At 69.7% G+C, this 17,923-nt stretch carries 19 protein-coding genes; 9 read left to right on the forward strand and 10 right to left on the reverse strand.

The window, feature by feature from the left end; genetic code table 11:
* Window positions 1-83 precede the first annotated feature (83 nt).
* Window positions 84-311: a hexameric tyrosine-coordinated heme protein gene (locus QNN98_RS01395; RefSeq protein ID WP_227912233.1), complete on the forward strand. Its 228-nt coding sequence runs from the start codon at window positions 84-86 to the stop codon at window positions 309-311.
* A gap of 15 nt (window positions 312-326) precedes the next feature.
* Here QNN98_RS01395 and QNN98_RS01400 read toward each other — a convergent pair whose 3' ends face one another.
* Window positions 327-1,529, reverse strand: a complete 1,203-nt coding sequence (locus tag QNN98_RS01400; RefSeq protein ID WP_283996021.1) for an ROK family transcriptional regulator — start codon at window positions 1,527-1,529, stop codon at window positions 327-329.
* Window positions 1,530-1,621: 92 nt separating this feature from the next.
* Here QNN98_RS01400 and gap point away from each other — a divergent pair, with 92 nt between their 5' ends.
* From gap to QNN98_RS01425, 5 genes are all read left to right on the forward strand, one after another.
* The gene (gap, locus tag QNN98_RS01405; protein ID WP_227912229.1) at window positions 1,622-2,632 is read left to right on the forward strand and encodes a type I glyceraldehyde-3-phosphate dehydrogenase; all 1,011 of its coding nucleotides are present in this window, start codon (window positions 1,622-1,624) and stop codon (window positions 2,630-2,632) included.
* A gap of 147 nt (window positions 2,633-2,779) precedes the next feature.
* A complete protein-coding gene (locus QNN98_RS01410; RefSeq protein ID WP_229958476.1) occupies window positions 2,780-3,376 on the forward strand; it encodes an RNA polymerase sigma factor in 597 nt (198 codons plus the stop codon).
* On the forward strand, window positions 3,342-4,376 hold the full coding sequence (locus QNN98_RS01415; protein WP_283996022.1) for a CU044_5270 family protein: 1,035 nt from the start codon (window positions 3,342-3,344) through the stop codon (window positions 4,374-4,376). Before QNN98_RS01410 ends, QNN98_RS01415 begins: the two co-directional genes overlap by 35 nt.
* A gap of 185 nt (window positions 4,377-4,561) precedes the next feature.
* Window positions 4,562-5,053, forward strand: coding sequence for a DUF2975 domain-containing protein (locus tag QNN98_RS01420; RefSeq protein ID WP_283996023.1), 492 nt, complete (start codon window positions 4,562-4,564; stop codon window positions 5,051-5,053).
* The gene (locus QNN98_RS01425; protein WP_283996024.1) at window positions 5,053-5,325 is read left to right on the forward strand and encodes a helix-turn-helix domain-containing protein; all 273 of its coding nucleotides are present in this window, start codon (window positions 5,053-5,055) and stop codon (window positions 5,323-5,325) included. Before QNN98_RS01420 ends, QNN98_RS01425 begins: the two co-directional genes overlap by 1 nt.
* Here QNN98_RS01425 and QNN98_RS01430 read toward each other — a convergent pair.
* A complete protein-coding gene (locus QNN98_RS01430) occupies window positions 5,322-6,935 on the reverse strand; it encodes an FAD-binding protein (RefSeq protein ID WP_227925873.1) in 1,614 nt (537 codons plus the stop codon). The two genes, QNN98_RS01425 and QNN98_RS01430, sit on opposite strands and share 4 nt — an antisense overlap.
* A gap of 81 nt (window positions 6,936-7,016) precedes the next feature.
* Here QNN98_RS01430 and QNN98_RS01435 point away from each other — a divergent pair, with 81 nt between their 5' ends.
* Entirely contained in the window at window positions 7,017-7,676 is a 660-nt protein-coding gene (locus QNN98_RS01435) for an acyl-CoA-like ligand-binding transcription factor (protein WP_227912220.1), read from the forward strand.
* Here QNN98_RS01435 and QNN98_RS01440 read toward each other — a convergent pair.
* Window positions 7,639-9,054, reverse strand: coding sequence for an aminotransferase-like domain-containing protein (locus tag QNN98_RS01440; protein WP_227925872.1), 1,416 nt, complete (start codon window positions 9,052-9,054; stop codon window positions 7,639-7,641). The two genes, QNN98_RS01435 and QNN98_RS01440, sit on opposite strands and share 38 nt — an antisense overlap.
* Between QNN98_RS01440 and QNN98_RS01445 the strand changes: the two genes are divergently transcribed.
* The gene (locus QNN98_RS01445) at window positions 9,053-10,012 is read left to right on the forward strand and encodes a DMT family transporter (RefSeq protein ID WP_283996025.1); all 960 of its coding nucleotides are present in this window, start codon (window positions 9,053-9,055) and stop codon (window positions 10,010-10,012) included. The two genes, QNN98_RS01440 and QNN98_RS01445, sit on opposite strands and share 2 nt — an antisense overlap.
* Before the next feature lie 12 nt (window positions 10,013-10,024).
* On the opposite strand, the gene QNN98_RS01450 is transcribed toward QNN98_RS01445, so the two are convergent.
* Genes QNN98_RS01450 through QNN98_RS01480 form a run of 7 tightly spaced genes read right to left on the reverse strand, consistent with a single transcriptional unit; the run spans window position 10,025 to window position 16,821 of the window.
* On the reverse strand, window positions 10,025-10,819 hold the full coding sequence (locus QNN98_RS01450) for an SDR family oxidoreductase (RefSeq protein WP_283996026.1): 795 nt from the start codon (window positions 10,817-10,819) through the stop codon (window positions 10,025-10,027).
* Window positions 10,820-10,862: 43 nt separating this feature from the next.
* Window positions 10,863-12,227 carry a PfkB family carbohydrate kinase gene (locus QNN98_RS01455; RefSeq protein WP_283996027.1) on the reverse strand — a complete coding sequence of 455 codons (1,365 nt, stop codon included), beginning with the start codon at window positions 12,225-12,227 and terminating at the stop codon, window positions 10,863-10,865.
* On the reverse strand, window positions 12,224-12,874 hold the full coding sequence (locus QNN98_RS01460) for a D-sedoheptulose-7-phosphate isomerase (protein WP_442860153.1): 651 nt from the start codon (window positions 12,872-12,874) through the stop codon (window positions 12,224-12,226). Before QNN98_RS01460 ends, QNN98_RS01455 begins: the two co-directional genes overlap by 4 nt.
* Complete coding sequence (locus tag QNN98_RS01465; RefSeq protein ID WP_227912212.1) at window positions 12,871-14,145, reverse strand: glycosyltransferase; 1,275 nt, start codon at window positions 14,143-14,145, stop codon at window positions 12,871-12,873. Before QNN98_RS01465 ends, QNN98_RS01460 begins: the two co-directional genes overlap by 4 nt.
* Window positions 14,142-15,188, reverse strand: a complete 1,047-nt coding sequence (locus tag QNN98_RS01470) for a glycosyltransferase (protein WP_283996028.1) — start codon at window positions 15,186-15,188, stop codon at window positions 14,142-14,144. Before QNN98_RS01470 ends, QNN98_RS01465 begins: the two co-directional genes overlap by 4 nt.
* Entirely contained in the window at window positions 15,185-16,303 is a 1,119-nt protein-coding gene (locus QNN98_RS01475) for a glycosyltransferase family 9 protein (RefSeq protein ID WP_227925867.1), read from the reverse strand. The genes QNN98_RS01470 and QNN98_RS01475 overlap by 4 nt, the downstream gene beginning before the upstream one ends.
* Window positions 16,288-16,821, reverse strand: a complete 534-nt coding sequence (locus QNN98_RS01480) for a D-glycero-alpha-D-manno-heptose-1,7-bisphosphate 7-phosphatase (RefSeq protein WP_283996029.1) — start codon at window positions 16,819-16,821, stop codon at window positions 16,288-16,290. The genes QNN98_RS01475 and QNN98_RS01480 overlap by 16 nt, the downstream gene beginning before the upstream one ends.
* A gap of 154 nt (window positions 16,822-16,975) precedes the next feature.
* On the opposite strand from QNN98_RS01480, the gene QNN98_RS01485 reads away from it, so the two are divergent.
* A complete protein-coding gene (locus tag QNN98_RS01485; RefSeq protein WP_283996030.1) occupies window positions 16,976-17,917 on the forward strand; it encodes a glycosyltransferase family 9 protein in 942 nt (313 codons plus the stop codon).
* Window positions 17,918-17,923: the final 6 nt, after the last annotated feature.

A 17,923-nucleotide genomic window follows, 5' to 3' on the forward strand; every position in this document is an offset into this window, starting at 1 on the left:
AACCTGCAGGCCCTTGCGCCCCGGAATCGGCCCCGCCCACAATGAAGCAAGCCGCCGTGCCACGCGTTCAAAGGACGGACACCATGGAGCTTGTGCCGAACAATTCACTGCAGTGCCCCACCCCCGAGGATGGACGCAAGCTGGCCCTCAGCCTGGCACTGCAGACATCTTTGGCCATCCAGCCGGATGAAAAGGTCCAGGAGATTATCCGCGACGCCTACGCGAACAACCCCGAAGCGCTTATTGCCGCGGCGGCCGTGGTCGCCACCGAGTTTGCCACCATCGCCGCCGCCAACAATTACTGGCGCTAAGCGGCCGGGTCGCTCCTAGCGCCGCAGTTCGGGGACCAGATCCAGCAGGTGCGTCTCCACGTAGTCCAGGGCCAGGCGCACCGCGCCCGTGGGCACCAGCGTTTTGCCCAGCCCGGAGACGGCAATCCGCGGCGGCTGCACCACGTACCGTTCCAGTTCCTGCCGCATCGCCGGTAGCAGGGCGGTGGCGGACGCGGCCACGGCGCCGCCGATGACGATCAGCCGGGGATCGAAGAACGAGGACACCAGCGCCAGGACCCGGGCCATCCGGGCAGCAATCCGGACCAGGATTTCCACGGCCACCGGGTCGCCCGCCTCGGCCGCTTCGAACACCAGGCGGGCCGACGCGCGGTTGGTGTTGGGCCCCACCAGTTCACGGATCCGCCCGTTGTGGCCGTCCTCGAGGGCGGCGCTGCCCCACAGGCGGGCCAGCTTGGCAATGCCGTCCTCATTGCCCACACCGTCCACCAGGTCCAGCGCCCCCATGCCGCCGGTGCCGCCCGAAGCGCCGTGCAGCAGCCGGCCTGATTCAATGATGCCGCTGCCCAGCCGCTCGCCGGCCAGGATCACGGCAAGGTTCTCTTCCCCCGCCCCCACGCCCCGCCAGCGTTCGGCTAAAGCGGCCAGCTTGGCGTCATTCTCCACCAGCAGCGGCCAGCCCCGGGCCTTGCTGAACTCCTGCGTGAGCCCCAGATCGAACATGGGTGCCACGTCCTGCCCCGGGGCAACCCGACCGGCGCCGGTGACCTGGGCGGCAATGCCCATTCCGGCACAGAGCACCGCCGAGGAAGTAATTCCGGCATCCTCCAGGGCCGCGTCAACGGCGGCGGTGACCACCCGGCGCCGGTCCTCCCGCTGCCCGCCGTGACGGGGGAAGCGCGCCTCGGCACCGCCGACGACGGCGCCGGCGAGGTCGGCGGCGAGCACGCGGACGGTGGCAATGCCGACGTCGAGCCCCAGGACGTACCCGGCACTCTCGTTGAACTGGAAGCGGCGGGCCGGACGGCCTTTCTGCCCGCCGGCGCGGGGGGAGTCCGTTTCCCGGGCCCAGCCGCGGGCTATCAGGTCATCACAGACGGCGATCACGGTGGCGCGGGTGAGGCCGGTGGCGTCGATCAGGTCGGTGCCGGTGACCGATGGTGCCGAGCGCAGCACGTGCAGCACTGCGCGCAGGTTGGCGCGGCGCAATAGCTGCGGGGTGTTGGCGGAGGCGTCCATGTGTCCCTTTGACGTGTGGCGGTAATAACAGCATAATTGTAGAAGACATTAAATTTAGTCTCTAAATTTACTCTAGCTTCAAGGAGGCCGCAGTGACGGTACGCGTCGGAATCAATGGTTTTGGTCGGATCGGCCGCAATTACCTGCGGGCGGCCCTGCAGCACGGTGAAGGGTTCGAGGTTGTAGCAGTCAACGACCTCGGCGATCCCGCGCAGCTGGCCCACCTGCTCAAGTACGACTCCGTTGCCGGACGCCTGGCCGAGAAGGTCACGGTTGAAGACGGCAACCTGGTGGTTGGCGGACACACCATCAAGGTCCTCGCCGAGCGCGATCCGGGCAACCTGCCCTGGGCCGAGCTGGACGTGGACATCGTCATCGAATCCACCGGCTTCTTCACCAACGCCGCGGATGCGCAGAAGCACATCTCCGCAGGCGCCAAGAAGGTCCTGGTTTCCGCACCGGCCAAGGGTGACGCGTTCACCGTGGTGATGGGCGTGAACGACGGCGATTACGATCCCGAAAACCACGACATCATTTCAAACGCCTCCTGCACCACCAACTGCCTGGGCCCGCTGGCCAAGGTCCTCAACGACGCCTTCGGCATCGAAAAGGGCCTGATGACCACGGTGCACGCCTACACCGCAGACCAGAACCTGCAGGACGGCCCGCACAGCGACCTGCGCCGCGCCCGCGCCGCAGCCCTGAACATGGTGCCCACCTCCACCGGTGCCGCCAAGGCCATCGGCCTGGTCCTGCCGGAGCTGAAGGGCAAGCTGGACGGCTTCGCCATCCGCGTTCCCGTTCCCACCGGTTCGGTCACCGACCTGACGGTCACCCTGGAAAAGGAAGCCACGGTCGAGGAGATCAACGCTGCCTACGCCAAGGCCGCACAGGACCCGCGCTGGGAAGGCATCCTCACGTACACCGAGGATCCGATTGTTTCCTCCGACATCGTGGGCGATCCGTCCTCCTGCATCTTCGACTCCGGTCTGACCCGCGTCATGGGTAACCAGGTCAAGATCGTCGGCTGGTACGACAACGAGTGGGGCTACTCCAACCGCCTGGTGGACCTCACCGGTCTGGTTGCCTCCAAGCTCAGCTAGCAATACCCGCAACATCCCCGACGGCGCCGCGCCGGACCGCTTCCACGGTCCGGGCGGCGCCGTCGTCGTTTAATGCGGTGTCCAGGAAAACCGAAAAGAAAACCGGGGGAACCGTGAACCATTCGCGGTGAGCGGGCATTACAGGGTGTGAAGACAGACAAAGAGATTGTGGAGCTCTCGCGCAGCGGTCCCTCCATATTCGGGGAACTCTATGACCGGCACGCGCCGGACATCTACCGGTACGCGGCCCGCCGTGCCGGTGACTTTGCCGCCGAAGACGTGATGGCCGAGACCTTTCTCATCGCCTTCGAACGGAGGGCGGGTTTCACCGGTCCGGCCGAAGCGGTCCGGCCGTGGCTTTTCGGCATTGCCACCAACCTGCTGCGCCGGCACCACCGCGCAGAAGCGCGGATGCTGCGTGCCCTGGTGCGGAACAGCAGCCGCGGGGACACGGCCGATGGATTGGCTGCAGTGGACGAACAGGTGGACGCCGACGCCGACCGGTCCCGGATCGGCGCGGCCCTGCAGGCGCTGGCCCCGATCGACCGGGAGGCGATCCTGCTTTATGCCTGGGCGGACCTGACCTATGACGGCATCGCCACCGCCGCCGGGGTGCCCGTGGGCACCGTCCGCTCCCGCATCAACCGCGCCCGGCGCAAGCTCCGCGCGGACCTCGGCTTTGCCCTTTTCGACGAAATGGACAGTGATCATGGACGAACTGCACCTGCTGCGCGCAACGCGTAACACCACCGGAACCGTTCCCCCGGCCGTCCTGGCCGCCGGCCGGGAGAAACTGATGCAACGAACAGCCGAGGAAGACTCTGCACGGGAGCCGGCACCGGTACTGCACCCCCGCAGACCCTGGCGGCGCGCCCTGCTGGCCTCCGCTGCTGCGGCCGCCCTGGTCGCGGCGCTGGTGGCGGTCGACGTCGTCGGCTCGGATGAGCGCCCCGGTGCGACGGCGGAGGCCGCCGAAGTGCTGAACGCCGCCGCTGCGGCAACCATCACCAGCTCCGACCCGGTGCTGGCGCCCGGCCAGTACCTGCTGGTGGACACCGACATGGTGGGCACCACCTCCACGGTCACGCCGGAGGGGCAAGAGTTCTCCTGGCTGACCCGCCGGGACCACCAGGTGTATATACCCGCAGACCGGAGCGGGGAATGGGTGTGGATCCGCGAACCGTCCAAGCCGGTGCAGTTCTTCGATGAGGGGTCCAGGCAGGAGGCCGAACGTGTTGGTGCGGGCAGCTCTGACAGCGGTGACGTGTCGCGTGCCCCGCGCGGGGAGTTCGGCGGATCGACCCAGCACGTTCTCAACGACATGCCGTTGCAGGAAGCGGTTGAGGGTGCGCCCCGGGACCCCCGGCAACTCCTTGACCTGCTTTATGAAGGCAATGCCGGCGGGGGACAGACCCCCCATGAGGAAGCGTTCGAAAGGATCGCTGAAACCCTGGGGACCGGCGCCATCCCGGCGGATCTGCGGGCCGCCCTGTACCAGGCGGCAGCGCTGATTCCCGGGGTCTCCGTTGTTGACCGGGAGGCAGCCCTGGCCGGGCGGACCGGAATCTCGCTGGGCATCGGATCGCCCGAGCAAGGCTACCGGAGTGAGATCATCATTGATCCGCAGACCGGCCTGATGATCGGTGAGCGGACGGTGTTGCTGGAAGACGGAAAAATCTTCCCGGCCGGCACCGCGCTCGGATGGTCCGCGGTCACCACCTCGGTGGTGGATTCGGCGCCTTAGGGAACCTGCGCCGCGGAAACTTCCCACGCTTTGGTGCCGGTGTTGCTGGTGTGGTCCCACTCGGCACAGCAGTCACAGAGCGTGGGAAGTTCGGCTACTGGTTTCCGGAAACCCTTGCGGGACCTCTCGATTATCGATAAGTATTGACTGTCCTTCAATCGACGGGGTTCCGCAGGGAGAGCGTGATGGGAAAAGCAACCATCCTGGCGTTACGGATAGTGCTGGTGCTGGTATTTCTCGGCACCCTGTTTGTCGAGGCAGTAATGGTGCCGCTGTTCGGCACCGACTTGGCCGAGGCGGGTGCTGAAGCGGTTCGTGTGCCCGTGCTCATCATCGTGGTGCTGGGCATCCTGGCCTTCCAGGTCTGCCTGGTCTGCGTTTGGCGGCTGCTGACCATGGTGCGCCGGGGGACTGTGTTCTCCTCGGCAGCCTTCCGCTATGTGGATGTGATTATCGGCGCGGTGTCCGTCGCTGCCCTGCTGCTGTTCGCGTTGGGAGCCGTACTGGCGCCGGGCGAAGGGGTGGCACCCGGCGTCGTGCTGTTGATTGGCGGCATGGGGGTGACCGTTGCGGCCGGCGCCCTGCTCATGCTGGTGATGCGGGCGCTGCTGGCTTCAGCCGTTGCCACTGCGGCGGAGGCGCACCACCTGCGAACCGAACTCGGCGGGGTGATCTGATGCCGATCGTCGTGGATATTGACGTGATGCTGGCTCGGCGCAAAATGGCCGTGGGCACCCTCGCCGAGCGGATCGGCATTACCCCCGCCAATCTCGCCGTGCTGAAGAACGGGCGGGCCAAGGCGGTGCGTTTCACCACCCTGACCGCGCTCTGCGAGGTCCTCGAGTGCCAGCCCGGGGACCTGCTGCGCTGGGAGCCCGAAGCAGCGGATATCAGCGCAGCAGTTGGAAACCGGGACGACGGCGGCGGGCAGCACCCGTCCGTCCCCTAGGCCATATCCGCGTCCAGCTCCTTGGCCTCCCGTGCAGACATGGCGTGCCGACCGGCGCGGCGGCCGCTGAAAATGCAGTCGGCCAGCGACAGGCCGCTGACATAGCTTTCGGAGCAGACACCAACGGCGTTGCGGCCGGCGGCGTAGAGCCCGGGAATCAGTGTGCCGTCCTGCCGCTGCACCAGACCGGACTCGCCGTCCACGACCAGTCCGCCCAGCGTCAAACCGGGAATCGGATAGAACGGGGAAGCGTCCACGGAGATGTTGTAGGCATAGAACGGTGCCTTGAGCAGCGGAACGGACAAGGCGGGGTCCTTGTGCGCCGGATCCCCGGTGCCGGCGGCGATGCCGTGGTTGTAGGCATCTACGGTCCGCTGGAGCCCGGTGGCGTCTACGCCGATTTTCATGGCCAGTTCCGCCAGTGTGCCCGCTTTTTTGTGACCGATAGTGAGCAGGAAGGCCACTTGAAGCCGCTGGAAAATCTGGGTTTGGGAACGGACCTGGCCCTGTGCCTTTTTCCAGGTGACGGAGTCATACACCGCCCAGCCCTTGCCGCCGAATTCGCGCATGAGCGTGTTGCCGTGGGTGGCTCCGTACAAGTCTTCATTCTTGATCCGGCGGCCGTTGAGGCCTACGGTCACACCCTCGATAAAGGCGCTCGGGGGTGAAAGGAAGCGCCAGGCCGTGACGTTGCCCATTTTGGCTGTGGTGCCGCCCGCGTCCATGCCCAGCCGGATTCCCGTACCGTCGTCAGCCGGGGTCCCCAGCGGGGAAATACCGGTGAACTCGGGAGCGTGGCGCTGGAGCCATTCTTCGTTGTAGATAAAGCCTCCGGCGGCGAGAACCACCGCGCTTGCACGCGCTTCCCGGTCCACCGCGCCCTCCTCCCAGAGACGCTTGATCTTCGCCACCGGTCCCTTGACCAATCCGGGTGCCCAGTTGCCGATCTTGCCGGTGAGGCGGGTCAGCCGGGCGTGTTCTGCGGCGTTTGCATGGTTCCGGTCCAGGACGCGGTACTTCACTCCCACCACGGCACCGTCCTCGATGATCAGGTCATGCACCTGGGCCAGCGGAACGAAAGTGACGCCCTTGCGGCGGGCGGATGAGGCGAGGGCGGTCCACAGCACCTTGCCGGAAGCCAGCCCTTTGGCCACGGCACGGTGTCCGCGCGGAGCCGGTTCGGCGTGGAGCTTATAGGGATGGGCCTTCTCGTTGCCGGAGAAATAGAGGTAGTGCCGGTCCGTGGGGTAGGACGTCTTGTAGTCCGGAACGCTGCTGCCGAAGACCGCTCCCTGCTGTTCGAGCCAGGTGATGGTCCCCGGGCTCTCCGCGCAAAAGCGGCGGAGGGTCTCGTCGTCCACGCTGTCGCCGGATTCCTGCCGAAGGTAGTTGTACAGGTTCTCCACGGTGTCGTCATAACCGGCCTCGCGCTGCTGGCGGGTGCCGCCTCCGGCATAGACCACCCCGCCCGACAAGGCACTGGCGCCGCCCCCGTAGGAGCGGTCCAGGACGAGCACACGCGCTCCGTTATCCGCCGCTTCGATGGCCGCTGCCGCCCCGGCATCTCCGTACCCCACCACAATCACGTCAAACTGCTCGCCCTCGGGCATAACGACCTCCTTGTCGGCAACCGCATTTCGGCAGAGTCTGCCATAACCCCGCAACGCGGAACAAGGGCTTACCGTGGGTGGATGACCAGACGAGCACCGGGCCGTCCCCCCGCGGTGGAGGAGGCCGAACTGCGCGCCCGCGCTTTCGGCGTCGTACTCCGGGACGGCTACGAAAATGTGACGGTGGGCGGCATCGCCGCCGAGGTGGGGGTCAGCGTCCGGACCCTGCACCGCCACTTTCCGGCGAAGGCAGACATTGTATGGGGCGCCGTGGACCAAACCTTTGACGCACTGCGGGAAGGGTTTGAATCGGCCGACGCCGGTCTGCCGTTGATGGAACAGATCATTGCGGCCGTGGCCGCGGCGTTTGGCGACGAGTATGCGGACGGCCGCCAGCGCATCCAGCTGATTGTCACCACCAGGGAGCTGCAGGCCGCCTCATCGCAGATGTACCAGTTGTGGCACCGGCAGCTGGTGGAAGTCATCGCCCGGAGGCTGGGTGAACCCGCGGATGCGCTGCGCCCCAGGGTGCTCGCAACGGCGGTGCAGGCCGGCATCATGGAGGCTTTGGCTGTCTGGGCCTTCTCCGACGGTGACAGATCCCCGGTGGAAACGGTGGCGACGGCATTGCGGGGTTTCGAACTCTTGGTGCCGCCGCCTGAGCCCCAAGGCTGGACGGGCGCACGGCCCGGGTCCCAGCGCCTCAGCGCCCCCGGTGGTCCTCAAGGACCCGGCCGATAATCCGCGCCCCCTCACCGAAAGCCCCCGGATTGGGTCCGGAGTAATTCAGCCGCAGATAGGCGCCGGCCTGTTCGGCGGGAAACCACTCGTTGCCTGGAGCAACGCGGACGCCGGCCGCTTCACAGTCCCGGGCCACCACGGCCGGATCGGTGTTATCCGGCAACCGCACCCACAGGTTCAGCCCGCCCTTGGGGACCGCCTCGACCCGGGCCAGCGGGGCATGCTCACGCAGCGCTTCCAGCAACAGGTCCCGCCGCGCGGCCAGCTGGCCGCGCAGGTGGCGCCGGTGCGTCCGCCAGGCGGGCTGCGTGACGACGTCGAGCGCCACCGACTGCAGGACACCGCTTACGTAGGTGGACGAGGCCTGCACATCTGACAGCAGCCGTTCCCGTGCCGGTCCGCGCGCGATGACGGCCGCCACCCGCACCGCCGGGGAAACGCTTTTGGTGAGGGACCGCAGATAGACCACGTGCCCGCCGTCGTCCCGGGCCGCCAGGGGCTCCGGATCTGCCGCAATGCCGAAGTCATGGGCCCAGTCATCCTCGATCAGGAAGGCGCCGTGCCGACGAACGGTGGCCAGCACCTGGTCCGCCCGCTGCCGGGACCAGTAGGCCCCGGTGGGGTTGGCGAAGGCGGGCTGGGCATAAAACGCCCGCGCACCGGTCTGCGCAAAGGCGCGGGACAGCTCCTCCGGATCCGGGCCGTCGCTTCCGCTGGGAACCGGAACCACCTGCACCCCGGCCTGTGCCGCCGCAAGGAGTGCACCCCAATAGGTGGGTGATTCGATGAGCAGCGGCCTGCCGGGTCCGACGAGGGCGCGGAACGCGGCACTGAGTCCACCCTGGCTGCCCGGCAGGACCACGACGTCGGCTGCTGCCGGCGGGGCGATGTCCGCCGGTGCGCCCGCCCACAGTTCAGCGGCGAACCAGGCACGGAGGTCGGGCAGGCCGGCGGCAGGGGGGCGGGAGAGCACAGTGTCGCTGCGCGTGGCACGGGCAAAGGCTGCCCGCACCAGCTGGCCGGGCAGCAGCTCCGCGTCCGGATAGCCCGAGTGCAGGGCAATCACGTCATCAGGCGCAGCGCGCATGGCGGCGGAAAGGGTGGGCATGCTGCGCGGAGCACCCAGGGCGGCGGTCTGCCAGCCGTAGTCCTGCACCCGGGCCACCGTGCGGGCACGGACAAAGGTGCCCGCGCCCGGCCGGCCCTCCACCAGCCCCAGCGAGGAGAGCGTTCGAAGCGCCCGCTGCACCGTCACCGGGCTGACGCCGTACCGCGCCACGAGTGTCCGGCTCGGCGGCAATTGGGCTCCCGGAGCGGCTGAGGAAATCCAGGTGCGCAGGTCTGCCACGATCCGGTCGGCACTGCTACTATCGGCCATGAAGCCACATAATAGCGCTACTCTCGCTGTCCCAACAGTGCTACCCAGTGCCCGCAGCGGGCTCTGGTGGGGCCTGCTGGGAGTCGCAGCCTTCTCCTTCACCCTCCCGTTCACGCGCATTGCGGTGGCGGGCGGCGGAATGTCCCCGCTCTTCGCCGGATCGGCGCGGGCCGTGGTTGCCGCGGTTCTGGCCGCCGCAGTACTGGCCGCAACGCGGCAGCGGCTGCCGCGGGGAACCCAGTGGGCACGTCTGGCACTGGTGGCAGGCGGCGTGGTGGCCGGGTTCCCGCTGCTGACGTCCTTTGCGCTCGCCACTGCTCCCGCCAGCCACGGCGCCGTCGTCGTCGCGCTGCTGCCGGCGGCCACCGCCACCGTGGCGGTCCTGCGCACGGGGGAGCGGCCGCCGCGGAGGTTCTGGCTGCTGGCAGCCGTCGGAGCGGGTGCAGCCGGAGGATTCGCTGCGGTGCAGGGCGGCGGGCAGGCCGGCCTGCACCCGTCGGACCTCCTGCTGTTCGCTGCGGTGGTTGCCGGGGCAGTGGGATACGCGGAGGGTGGCATCCTGACCCGGGAGCTCGGTGCCTGGCAGACCATTTCCTGGGCACTGGTACTGGCCGCACCGGTGATGGGCGGGCTGGCCGTGGCCGCCGCACTCAGCCGGCCGCCTGCCGCCGGCCCGGGCGAGTGGGCAGCCTTCGCCTATCTGGGCGTGGTGAGCATGTTCCTGGGCTTCTTCGCCTGGTACCGCGGGCTCGGTATCGGCCCCATGGCGCAGGTCAGCCAGGTACAGCTGGTCCAGCCGGTCCTGACCATCTGTTGGGCGGCGCTGCTGCTGCACGAGGAACTGACCTGGGCCACCGTACTCGGCGGGCTCGCGGTGATCCTGTGCGCCGGCGTCGCCGTGCGGACCCGCAGCCGAAAGGTGCAGCCTGCCGCGAAGCCGAAGCCGATGCCGGCCTGAACGGACGGGGACTCAGGGCCAGGAATCCTCCTCCTCGTGGCAGATCAGCATTTCGCGGATTTCGCAGCCGGTCGGCTGGGAGAGGGCGAACAGGATGGCTTCGGCCACCCGGGCGGGGTCATTGAGCCGGGAATCGTCCTGCGGCCGGTACTGCTCGGTGCGGTCATCGAAGAAACGGGTCTTCATGCCGCCGGGAATCATGGTGGTGACGCCCACGCGTCCGGCCGTTTCGGCGGCCAGGGCCCGGCTAAACCCAACCACCCCGAACTTGGAGGCGCAGTACGCGGTCGCATCCGAGACGGCTTTGAGCCCCAGAGTGGAAGCCACGGTGACAACCCGGCCGCGGGACGCCATCAGGTACGGCAGGGCGGCACGCACCACGGACACCGTGCCGAGCAGGTTCACGCCGATGACTTTCTCCCACTCCCGGGCCGCAACGTCTTCGAGCCGGCCGCAGCGGTCGATTCCGGCCGCGGTGACCACCGCGTCCAGCCCGCCGAGCATCAACGCCGCTTCCCGGACGGCCACTTCCACGCTGGCACGGTCCGCCACGTCCACCTGCAGGGCCTTGGCACCCGTGACGGAACTGGTGTCGAGGTCCAGCACCACCACGCTGCCGCCGGCGGCGGTCACCGCTTCGGTGACGGCGGCGCCCAGGCCGGAGGCCCCGCCGGTAACCAGCACGCGGAGGGTGGTTGCAGCGCGTACCGGGGTGCCGCGCAGGGCAGGGTCCGGCTGCGGGGCGGCGGCGTCGAGCGCGGAGCCGGGTGCGGGGACGGCGGGGACAGCGGAAGGGGAGACAGACATGGACGGTTCCTTTCAATCGGGAAGGGGACGGCGGAAAGCGCGGTCAGCCGACTTTGGCCAGGGCGGAGGCCAGCGCCGTGGTGGAGCGGGCCGGGTGGTACGGGACGGTGACGGTCTCACCGCCCCAGGAACGGATCAGCTCGGCCTCGGGCAGTTGATCCTCGCGGTAGTCCCCGCCCTTGACCCAGATGTCGGGGCGCAGCCGTTCCAGTACGGCGGACGGGGTGTCCTCCTCGAAAACCAGCACACCGTCCACGCATTCCAGGGACTGCAGCAGCTCCGCCCGGTCTTCTGCACCGATGATCGGGCGTGCCTCGCCCTTGAGCCGCCGCACCGAGTCATCGGAGTTCAGGCACACAATGAGGCAGTCGCCCAGCCCCCGCGCAGCCAGCAGCGTGCGCGCGTGCCCGGCATGGAGCAGGTCGAAGCAGCCGCCGGTGGCCACCACGGTTCCGCCGCGTTCCCGGATCAGTGCGGCAGTGGCCAGGGCGTCGGGGACGTCGCTGCCCAGCACCGGCAGCGTCTCCTCCCGGTCCAGGGCGGCCACGCCGCCGGCAGCCAGGAACGACGCCGCGGTGCCGACGGCGCTTTCAACCGCCGCTTCCAGCCCGTCGCCGTCGAGCAGCCGGACAACCAGCGACGCCGCGAACCGGTCCCCGGCCCCGCAGCTGTCATTCTCGCGGATCCGGGGCGCCGGCAGGACCTGCGCCAGACCGGCGGCCGGCAACGCCAGGGCTCCCTGGGCGCCCATGGTCACCACCACGGAACGGCTGCTCCAGCGCGCCAGTAGCCGCTCCGCAGCGCGCAGCCCGGCCGGAACACCGCCCGGCGTTTCTCCCGCAGCCTGCAGTGCCTCCGTCATATTCGGGGTGACGGCGGCGACCCCCGGTACCGGGTCGGCTCCGGCCGGATGCGGATCCCACACCACCGGGATCCGGCCAGCCAGGGCACCGAGCAGTTCCCGCAGTGCGGGATTGGCAGTCAGGCCGCGGCCGTAGTCCGAGACCAGCACGGCGTCCGCAGCCGCCACGGCCGCCAGCATCTGCGCGGTCACTGCCGGCACCGGGGGCGGGGCGCAGCCTTCGTCGAAGCGGACCACGGCCTGGGCGCCGGCCCGGATCCGGGTCTTGACCGGCGTGGGAGCATCCGACGGCCCGCTGGTCAGGGGGATGCCGGCCAGCGCGGTGCGCAGCAGCCCGGAGGCCCCGTCATCGGAGAGCACCGTCACCAGGTGCACCTGCACCCCGTCCCGCTCCAGCATCCGCGCCGCCAGGCCCGCTCCGCCGGCGCGGCGACCGACGTCGGCGACGTCCACCACCGGCACCGGGGCATCGGGGGAGAGGCGCTGGGCGGAACCGGTTATGTCCGTGTCCAGCAAGGTGTCGCCTACTACGACAATCGTTTTCACGGCATTCCTCCTGCAGAGGTGCGCTGTTGGGGTTGGGTGCACCGTTGCACCTCGGCGTCAAAGGACCGGCACAGCGCATGCAGGGCCACCAGATGGGCCTCCTGCGCGTTGGCCGCCGGCGCATCCACGGTGACCGCCTCCTCACTCGCTGCGGCGAGGGGATTGGGTCCCCGGCCGGTCAGCGCCCATGTACGCAGCCCGGCACGGCGTGCGGCCTGCACGGCGGCGAGCAGGTTGGGGCTGGCCCCGCTGGTGGAGAACAGGAGCAGCACGTCGCCGGGGCGGCCGTGGCCCGTCACCTGCCGGGCGTAGAGCTGTTCAAATCCGTAGTCGTTGGCGATGGCCGTGACCGCGGAGGTGTCCGCGTGCAGGGCGATGGCGGAAAAGGGCCGGCGCTCGCCGTCGAACCGGCCCACCAGTTCCGCGCTGAGGTGCTGGGCCTCGGCGGCGGAACCGCCGTTGCCTGCGGTCAGCAGCCGGTGTCCATCCAGCAGGCGCCCGGCAAGCTCCACGCCCCACTGGGCCAGCCGCCCGGCCTGCTGCTGTACGGAGAGCAGGGCGGGGCCGGTGCCGGCCAGATGGGCCAGGACCGCCCCGTGCGCCGCATCGGTCACGGGCGGAGGCGCGGTGGCCGGTTCGATACTCACAGTGCCTGCCCTCCCGTCGGCTGCAGCCGGGCCGGCCGGGCCTGGCCGCGGGGGACTCCCCTCAGAGCCAACTGATAGGCCTTTTCGGTTTCCTGTGCCACCCGGTCCCAGGAGTACCGGGCGGAGGCACGTTGCCTGCCGGCGGTGCCGAGCCGCCGGGCGTAGCCGGGGTTTTGCAGCAGTTCGCCCAGCGCGGCGGCCAGGGCGGCCGGGTCCCGCGGCGGTACGAGCAGCCCGGTTTTGCCGTGGACCACCGTATCGATCAGTCCGCCCACCGCGGTGGCCACCACCGGCACTGCGCAGGCCATGGCCTCCAGCGGAACGATGCCGAACGGCTCATACCAGGGTGCGCACACCACTGCGTCCGCGCTGCGCAGCACCGCCGGCATGTCTTCGCGCGGAACCTGTCCGCGCAGCAGCACCCGGTCCGCCACGCCCAGGGAGCGGGCCAGGGACATCAGCCGGCGAGCCTCCGGATCCGATTCCAGCCCGGCACAGTCGCTTGAGCCGCCCACAATGAGCAGTTCCACGTCCGCCATGCCGGCCTCCTGCAGCAGTCCCAGCGCCTGGATGGCCAGGTCCACGCCCTTTCGAGGCACCAGACGTCCGACGGCGGCAATGCGGTGCCGCCGGCCGCGGGGCTCGGCTGGTCCGCGGGACTTGAACAGGGACAGGTCCACACCGCACGGCGCAATGGAGATGCGGCTGCCCGGCACGCCCATGGCCTTGAGTTCAAAAACCTCGTCCGAGCAGGTGGCCAGGACCCGGTCTGCCCGCCGGCCCACCGAGGGTTCCAGCCAGGTCCGCTCCGGCGGGCTGGTGTCCTCCGCGCCCTGATGCCGTTTCTTCACCGTCCCGAGCGCATGGAAGGTGTGCAGCACCGGTACCCTGGCGCCGTCGTCGGCCGCGCTTTGGACCGCCTCCAGCGCGGCCAGGCCGGACATCCAGAAGTGTGAATGCACCACGTCCGGCGGCTGGTTTCCCCAGTCCGCCACCATGCCTTCGGCCAGCTGTCCCATGTACGGCAGCAGGTCATCCTTGGGCAGCGGCAGTGCCGGTCCGGCCGCCACGTGCACTACTTCCAGCCCGTCCTGCACCTGCACCCGGTCCGGCAGCCCGGGGTCATCACGCCGGGTGTACACCTGCACGGTGTGCCCGCGGGCTGCCAGCGCCACGGAAAGGGCGGCTACATGGACGTTCTGCCCGCCGGCATCCACGCCGCCCAGCGCAGCCAACGGACTAGCGTGCTCGGACACCATTGAGATTCTCACTGTTGTCCCCCTCCTGTTGATGCCGTTATCGGTCCTGCCGGCGCCTGCTGCGGCGCGGCGGAAAGCTTGTATGAGACCACGTCGGTAAGGAGCCTGTCCCACTCGGACAGGAACCGGGCCAGGCCGTAACGGGCCAGCGCCGCCTCACGCGCTGCCAGCCCGCAGGTGCGCGCGTGTTCCGGATCCGCCAGAAGCATCTGTGCTGCGGCGAGGAGTTCTTCGGGGTTGTTGCTGACCAGCCCTGCCTCCGGCGGAACCGCCCGGGTGGCCTCCGTGGTGGCCAGCACCAGGACGGGCAGGCCCAGGTGCATGGCTTCGAGCAGTGACAGGCCCAGGGAGGTCCAGCGCATCGGATGCAGGTAGGCCCGGCAGCCGGCCAGTTCGGCGTGCATCCGGGCGGCGGGGAGATCTCCGCGGAGGAGCAGCCGGTCCCGGTTGCCCTCCCCGTCCAGCTGCAAGGCGGCGGGCAGTAGACCGGTGCCGAAGCCGAAGATTTCCAGGGGAGCGGCCCGGGCAAAGGCCGGCAGCAGGTCCGTGCCGGTGATCCTTCCGCGGCGGACGGGGTCGTTGACCGCCACACCCAGGTGCGGCCGGTCTCCGGTGTACAGGTACCCCGGGTCGGGGATGCCGTGCTCAATTACCCGGACCGGGGCGTCGCCGGTGTCCCAGAAGAGCCGGTTGAACTGCGTAACGTGCACCACGGGGATAGCGTTTTGGCCGGCCAGCGGATGCCGGGTTTCCGGCACCGCGCCGCGCGGGGTGTTGTGTTCCAGGTAAACCGCGGGCAGGTCCCGGCCGGGCCGGCGGCCCAGCAGGCGGGCGCAGGCAACAAGTTCCTCCGGACGCTGCAGCACCACCGCATCGACCTGTTGACCGCGCAGCTGCTCGGGCGCCACTTCGACGGCGGACGCCGGCCAGGCCCGGCCGCCGCGGCCCAGCCCCCAGCCGTCCCGGGCGGGTGTGGTCGGCAGCAGATACTCATGGGAGCCGCGGACAAAGGATTCCATCCACCCTCCGTGCACATGCCAGAGCAGGATCTTCATGGTTTCCCCGCTCTCCGGTGCCCGGATACGTGTGCCGGAAGGCCGCCGTGCCGGGTTTCCCGCCGCGTGCCCAGGGACGGAACACCGCGGACCAGGCGCTGCACGGCTTCCACCACCTGTTCCGGTGCGACGCCGGACAGGCAGGGGTGCCCAGGCACCGGGCAGGTCCGGGCCCGGGAAAGCCGGCATGGTCCCTGCTGGTCGCCCAGCAGTTCCAGCGGCACCCGGTACGGTGCCCAGCGGACAGCGGGCACCACCGGGGCGAAGAGGCTGACCACCGGCGTGCCAACAGCCGCCGCCAAATGTGCGGGGCCTGTGTTTCCCACCACCACGGCGTCGGCACCGGCCAGCACACCGGCCAGCGAGGCCAGGTCCGTGCGGCCGCCGAGGTCCAGCCCGGCCACCCCCGCCACCGTGGCCGTCAGTGCCTTCTCGCCGGGGCCGCCGGTCACCACCACCCGGTAGCCGGCAGCGGTCAGGAGCTCGACGGCGGCGGCGTAGTGCAGGGCAGGCCAGGCGCGCGCCGGGACGGCGGTGCCGGGATGCACCACCACATAGGGGTCATCGCCCGCCAGATGCCCTGCATCGGGCAGCGGACCCAGCCGGAGCCTGCCGTCGTCACCGGCCGGAAGCCGGAAACCGGCGGCTGCGGCAATTCGAAGGTTCCGTTCCGGTTCCGGCTGGTCTTCGGGGAAATCCTCGCCGGGCCGCAGCCGCTGGTCCAGGAGCGCACCGGCGTAGTCGGTGGAAGCACCGGTGATGGTGTGCACCCCGGCGGTTCGGAGCACCAGCGCCAGGGGCAGCGGGGACTGGTGGAAGGACGTGAGGATCACCGCCTCACGGGTTCCGGCAGCGCGGACCATGTCCACCAGCGCTGCCAGGTGCGCCGGCGACGGTTCCGGGGCGGGGTTCACGATCCACGGGCAGGACCACTCCAGCACCTGCGCGGCGCCGGGCAGCAGCCGGGCGGCCGGGGTCCCCGCCGGGCCGACCAGCAGCACGGCCTCCACCCCCGGCGCGGACGCCACCGCACGGACGGCGGGGCCGGCCAGCAGGACGTCGCCCGCGCCGTCGAGCCTCGCCACCAGGACCCGGCGGCTCACGCGCCGCCCCACAACAGGTCCACTGCTTTCCGCAAATCGGCGGCCACCAGATCAGCTGCAGCGGTTTCGGCGGGCCGCGTGACGGCTGTGGGGACCAGGACGCCGCGGGCGCCGGCCGCCGCGGCCGCCTGGACATCGGCGCCGATGTCGCCGATCACCGCCACCTCAGCCGTGTCCAGGCCCAGGCGCCGGGCGGCACGCAGCACCATTCCAGGCATGGGCTTGCGGCAGATGCAGCCGCGTTCCGGGGTGTGCGGGCAGATCTCCCACACATCGAACGGACCCAGCAGGGCGTCAACGGCGGCGTTGACGGCTTCCACCTGCCCGGCGGAGAGCAGCCCGCGGCCGATGCCGGACTGGTTGGTCACCACACCCACCGGGATGCCGTCCCGCCGCAGCCGTGCCAGCACATCGGCAGCCCCGGGCACCGCCTGCACCAGTTCCGGGTCCCCGTTGTAGGGCACGTCAACAATCAGCGTGCCGTCCCGGTCAAACAGGACGGCACGCGGCGGTGACGGCATAACTTCCATACCGCCTCTGTCCCCCTTCGGCACTGCTGCTAAACACCCGCAGCCACATCTTTTTCCGGGGGTGCCTCCAGCCACGGGGGAACACACCTGTACCGGGCGGGCCGCTGATCTGGCAGGATGTGCCTCCAATCCTCAATCGGAAGGACCCTGAACCATGCCCGAGCAGGCATCGGACCGCCCCGAACTCCTGGTCCTGCGGGCCCTGAAACTCGGGGACCTGCTGGTGGCAGTCCCGGCCCTTAAGGCCCTGCGCAGGGCCTTCCCCGGACACCGCATCCGATACGCAGCGCAGGAATGGCTGCGCCCGCTGCTGCCGCTGACCGGCGCCGTGGATGGCCTGCTGCCGCTGCACGGCCTGGACGTGCCCATTGACCTGCCGCCCGGACAGGTGGACGTGGCAGTGAACCTGCATGGCCGGGGCCCGGAAAGCTGCGGCCGGTTGGAAGCACTGAAGCCGGCCCGGCTGATCGGCCACGCCGGGCCGGGATGGGACGGTCCGCCCTGGAAGGACGGCGTGCATGAACGGGAGCGCTGGGCCGGTCTGTTGTCGTGGCACGGAATTCCAGCCGATCCGCTGGATTACCGGTTGGACCCGCCGGCCGCGGCGGTATTCGTCCCCGGGGCCGTAGTGCTCCATGTGGGTGCCGCCTACGGCAGCAGGCTGTGGCCCGCGGGCCGGTTCGCGGACGTCGCCCGGGAACTCGATGCGGCCGGCGCACAGGTCCTGCTGACGGGCAGCAGCTCCGAACGGCCGCGGGCACTTGCCGTGGCGGAGGCTGCCGGGCTGGAAGCGGACTCAGTGGTGGCCGGCGAGCTGGGGCTGGCGGAATTCGCCGCGCTGATCGCCCGGGCCCGTCTGGTGGTCTCAGCAGACACTGGTGCTGCCCATCTGGCCTCGGCCTACGCCCGGCCGTCGGTGGTGCTGTTTGGCCCGGCGCCGGTAGCAGAATGGGGTCCGCCGCCGGGTCCGCATATTGCCCTGACAGATGAAAGCCGCCGCCGCGGAGACACCTTCGCCGTGGATCCCGACCCGGCGCTTATGGCCGTCACGGTGGAAGATGTCCTGGCCGCCGTCGATAAGCTCGACGCCCTGTAGGCACTG

The sequence above is a fragment of the Arthrobacter sp. zg-Y1143 genome (assembly GCF_030125565.1).
In the GTDB taxonomy this organism is placed as follows: Bacteria; Actinomycetota; Actinomycetes; order Actinomycetales; family Micrococcaceae; genus Arthrobacter_B.

Coding starts and splice junctions, on each gene's coding strand:
- QNN98_RS01395 (WP_227912233.1), top strand. CDS start 84: ATGGAGCTTGTGCCGAACAATTCACTGCAGTGCCCCACCCCCGAGGAT.
- QNN98_RS01400 (WP_283996021.1), bottom strand. CDS start 1,529: ATGGACGCCTCCGCCAACACCCCGCAGCTATTGCGCCGCGCCAACCTG.
- QNN98_RS01415 (WP_283996022.1), top strand. CDS start 3,342: ATGGACGAACTGCACCTGCTGCGCGCAACGCGTAACACCACCGGAACC.
- QNN98_RS01420 (WP_283996023.1), top strand. CDS start 4,562: ATGGGAAAAGCAACCATCCTGGCGTTACGGATAGTGCTGGTGCTGGTA.
- QNN98_RS01425 (WP_283996024.1), top strand. CDS start 5,053: ATGCCGATCGTCGTGGATATTGACGTGATGCTGGCTCGGCGCAAAATG.
- QNN98_RS01430 (WP_227925873.1), bottom strand. CDS start 6,935: ATGCCCGAGGGCGAGCAGTTTGACGTGATTGTGGTGGGGTACGGAGAT.
- QNN98_RS01435 (WP_227912220.1), top strand. CDS start 7,017: ATGACCAGACGAGCACCGGGCCGTCCCCCCGCGGTGGAGGAGGCCGAA.
- QNN98_RS01445 (WP_283996025.1), top strand. CDS start 9,053: ATGAAGCCACATAATAGCGCTACTCTCGCTGTCCCAACAGTGCTACCC.
- QNN98_RS01440 (WP_227925872.1), bottom strand. CDS start 9,054: ATGGCCGATAGTAGCAGTGCCGACCGGATCGTGGCAGACCTGCGCACC.
- QNN98_RS01450 (WP_283996026.1), bottom strand. CDS start 10,819: ATGTCTGTCTCCCCTTCCGCTGTCCCCGCCGTCCCCGCACCCGGCTCC.
- QNN98_RS01470 (WP_283996028.1), bottom strand. CDS start 15,188: ATGAAGATCCTGCTCTGGCATGTGCACGGAGGGTGGATGGAATCCTTT.
- QNN98_RS01480 (WP_283996029.1), bottom strand. CDS start 16,821: ATGGAAGTTATGCCGTCACCGCCGCGTGCCGTCCTGTTTGACCGGGAC.
- QNN98_RS01485 (WP_283996030.1), top strand. CDS start 16,976: ATGCCCGAGCAGGCATCGGACCGCCCCGAACTCCTGGTCCTGCGGGCC.